Below are 4,029 nucleotides of genomic sequence, written 5' to 3' on the forward strand. Positions count from 1 at the left end.
GAGCAGGCCCCGCCCCCACCGCCCCCGGAGACCTCCGCTCCCGCCGTCCCGCTGCACACCCCCGGCCCGCACACCGACGCGGCCCCCGGTCCCCGTCCCGGGGCCGAGGGCGCCCCCGCCGCCTTCCCGGTCCGCGCTCCCGCCGCCGGCGCCCTGCCCGGACTGCTCGAACTGGAGAAGGCGCTGCGCGCCCTCGGCCGGTACCGCACCGCCTCCGGCCCCGCCCGGGACGAGCGGATCGACGAGGAGGCCACCGCGGAACGCGCCGCCGCCAGCGGCATCCTGCTGCCCGTCACCCGCCCCGGCCGCCGCCGGCGCTGCGACGTCCAGCTGCTCATGGACACCGGCCCCGCGATGGCCGTCTGGGGACAGATGGTCGAGGAACTCCGGCAGGCCTGCCAGCAGTCCGGCGCGTTCGCCTCCGTCCGGGTCCACCACCTGTACGCCGACGGCTCCGGGAGCCCGCTCGTGGGTACGACCGCGGGCCCCGGCCGGCACACCCGGCTGCGCGCGGCCGAGGAACTCCACGACCCCAGCGGGCGCCGGCTCACCTTCGTCATCAGCGACTGCGTGGGCCCGCTGTGGCAGAACGGCACCGCCCAGCGGCTGCTGCACGGATGGCCCCGCACCGCCCCGCTGGCCGTGGTGCAGCCGCTGCCGCCCCGGCTGTGGGGCCGTACCGCGCTGCCCGCCGAACCCGGCGTGCTGTTCCGCGCCGGGGAGACCGGCGGGCGCCTGGACTTCCTGCCCGAGGACGAGCCCTGGGAGGAACCGCCGCCGAGCGCCCGGCCCGTGCCCGTCCTCCAGCCGACCCCCGAGGCCTTCCATGCCTTCGCCCGGTTGCTCGCCGGCACCGGCCCGACCAGCGAGCACGCCTGGGCCGCCTACGCCCACCCCGGCACGGCGGCGGCCGGCGCGGCCGACGGCGTCCCGTCCCCGCGCGGCGACGACGACCTGCTGCGCGCCTTCCGCGCCGGCGCCTCGCCCGGCGCCCTCCGGCTGGCCGTCTATCTCGCCGCCGCGCCCCTCACCCTGCCGGTGATGCAACTGGTCCAGCGCGCCATGCTGCCCGACACCGGCCCCATGGAACTGGCCGAGGTCCTGCTCGGCGGGCTGCTCACCCAGCTCCCCGGCACCGAGGACCAGCCGTGCTTCGCCTACTCGGCCCGGGTGCAGGACGTGCTCCTGTCCTCCCTCGACCAGGACACCGCCGGGCTCGTCCTCAAGCACTGCTCGGCCTATGTGGAACGGCACTTCGGCAAGGGCACCCGCAACTTCGCCGCCCTGGCCGCGGCCCGGCTCGCCGACCGCGACCCGGCGGCCGGCACCGGCCCGCTCGCCGACGGCACCGGGGACGGCGGCGGCAGCGTCGAGGCCGAGCTGTTCGCCCGCATCCCCGCCCGCGTGCTGCGCTTCTACCTGCCGGACCTGGTCACCCCCGACCCGCTGACCGAGACCGAGCGGCTGCTCGTCCAGTGGCAGCAGCTGGCCGACCCGGAGGCGCTGCGGCGCGCCCGGGACCAGATCCGCGCCGTGACCGCAGGCGCCGGCTCCGCGACCGCCCCGGACCCGGGCGGCGACGCCCGCGCCCGCCTGCTCCTCGGGCGCGTGCTGCGCGCCGAGGCGGGGACGGCGGCCGCGCGCGCGGAGGGCCGGCGGGCCGAGCTGCTGCGCGAAGCGGCCGCCGCGCTCGCCGCCGCGCACACGGCCGCCGCCGGCAGCCGCGAACGGGTCGACGCCGCCCTGGAGCTGGCTTCCTGCCGACGCGAGCTGTGGCGGCTGACGGCGGACCCCGAGCACCTCGGCGCCGCGCTCACGGTCCTGGACCCGGAGGGCCCACCCTGGCCGGAGCTGGCCGAACGGGCACGGACATGGCTGTCGGCGGCGGTACGGGACGAGGGGGCTCCGCCGCCGGAGGCCGGGGGCCGGTTCGACGGGCCCTCCGCCCACGCGACCGGCGCATCCGAGGCCCACGCATCCGGGACCGGCGCATCCGAGGCGCGCGCACTCGAAGCCGGTGTCCCGGGCGGGGCCGATGTGCCGCAGCGCCCCCGGGGCAGGGCCGGGGCGCCGGGGGACGGCGTGCCGTGGGAGGTCACGGCTCACCGGTCCCGGCTGCTGCTGCGCGGGCGGCTGCTGCTCGATCTGCGGCGGCCCGGCGCGGCCACCGCCGAACTGCGCGAGGGCTGTGCGCTGCTGGACGCGGAAGGGGCCGCCGACGCCGTACGGGGCGCCGCGCTGCTCGACCTGGCGCGGGCGCTGCGCGGGGCCGGGGCCGAGGACGCCGAGATCCGGCAGGCGCTGCGACGGGCCCGGCAGGCCGCCGGGGACGACCCCGCGCTGCTGGTGCCGTGCCTGGCCGCCCTGGCCGCGTTCCACGACGCGGCGGGGGAGCACCGGGAGGCCGACGAGGCGTGGGAGCGGGCCGTGCGGCTCGCCCCCGCCGACGGCACCCGGCGGTTCCGGCTCCTGGCCGCCTGGGGCGAGTCGCTGCTCAGGCGGGCCTCAGCGGCGGACGGCGCGGGCACCGTGGACCGGGCCGAGTCCGTGCTGCGCGAGGCGCTCACGGCGCTGCCCGCCCGGTCCGCGCACCGGGGCCGCCTGCAGGGGCTGGTCGGCAGCGCGCTCGCCCAGCGGTTCCGCCATGTCGGCTTCCTGCCCGACCTGTTCGAGAGCCGGCACCTGCTCGGCCAGGCGGTGCGCGCGGCGACCGACGCGGCCGTACGGGCCGAGGTGTGGCTGCAGCTGGGGCGGGTGCGGCTGGAGGGCTGGTACCACGCCGGCGCCCCGGTCCTGGTGGACGCGCTCCAGGCGTACGAGAACGCCGAGCGGGAGGCGCAGGCGGCGCACGGCGGCGACCCGGGCTCCGTGACGGCGGCGCGGGCCCGGCACGGCACCGGCACCGTGCTCGCCCTGATGGGGCGCCCCGGCGCGGCCCGCGGGGCGTTCCGGGCGGCGCGGGAGCAGTGGCAGCGGCTCGTCGGCGCGCTGCACGAGGTCGACTGGGCCGATGTCGAGCTGACCCGGCGGGCGGAACGGGAACCACCGGCGGGAGACGCCCGGTCGATGCCGGCGCAGACATGGCGGGATATCGCCCCGCCATGGTGGCCATGGACACAGGAATGGATCAACTCGGGCGAACTTGACCGGAGTTGAGCCCTCCAGGGTTTCTGTCACCTGCCTGTCGGGAAGAAGTCGGCAGCCACTGCGGCTGCGCGGGGCGGGCGTGGGGCAGGGAGGAGCCGAGGGTGGGGGAGCGAAGGACAGGGGTGGCCGGCCTCGGCGAGGACGCCGGAGAGGTCGCGTTCCCGCCCGACCTCACCGACGTCGACCTGCGGACCTTGCGCGCCATGGACGATCCGGCGGTGCTCGCCGCGGTGGACGCGGTGCTGGCGGACTCCGAGGGGCTGCGCCGGGTCTGGTACACCACCGGCAGCGACGACGAGATCGTGCCGGGCAGACCCACGGGGCATATGTTTTCGGCCGGTCACGCGCCACGGTCCCTGCACGGCGAGGACACCGTGGCATGACCCCCGACCGCGCCGCCCCCGCGGACCGGCCCGGCGCCGCCGAATCCGCGGGCGCGGCTCCCGCGCCGGTCCTGGCCGAGGCCCTCCTCGACCTGGCGCGCACCCGGCCGACGGCCGGGGCCACCGGGATCCTGCGCGGTGCCCTGCACGCCCGCCGGATGCTTCTGCTGAAGTCGCTCCTGGTCCGGGTGGACCGGCGGCGCGGCGCACTGCCGGTGGCGGTGCGGCGGCGCTTCGAGGACGACTGGGCGCTGCTGGAACGGGCGGAGCGGACCGGCGCCACGGCCGTACGCGCCGTCCTCGACTACCCGACGACCGGCGCCTGGCTGGCCGACCTGCTCGCCGCGCCCGACGGACCGGCCTTCGAGGACGGGCTCGCCCATCTGGGCGGGGTCGCCGTCGCCGCCGCCCTGCGGGCCGGCTGCCGGTTCACCACCACCCGCACCCTGCCCGCCGGCACTCGGGCGGCGGGCGGCAGTTCGATGCCGGCGCCGGTCTC

General features: G+C 78.7%; 2 protein-coding genes and 1 pseudogene. All 3 read left to right on the forward strand.

Going from position 1 to position 4,029, the window contains the following annotated elements; all coding sequences use genetic code 11:
* A partial coding sequence (locus ACWEN3_RS42860) for an SAV_2336 N-terminal domain-related protein (RefSeq protein WP_452983082.1) occupies positions 1 to 3,156 on the forward strand: 3,156 nt, incomplete at its 5' end.
* Positions 3,157 to 3,248: 92 nt separating this feature from the next.
* Positions 3,249 to 3,530 (forward strand): hypothetical protein, encoded by a 282-nt coding sequence (locus ACWEN3_RS42865; protein WP_452983084.1) that lies wholly within the window; start codon positions 3,249 to 3,251, stop codon positions 3,528 to 3,530.
* Positions 3,527 to 4,029: pseudogene (locus ACWEN3_RS42870) on the forward strand (aKG-HExxH-type peptide beta-hydroxylase); the annotation flags it as partial. The gene ACWEN3_RS42865 and the pseudogene ACWEN3_RS42870, both read left to right, overlap by 4 nt.

Source organism: Streptomyces sp. NPDC004561, assembly GCF_053602155.1.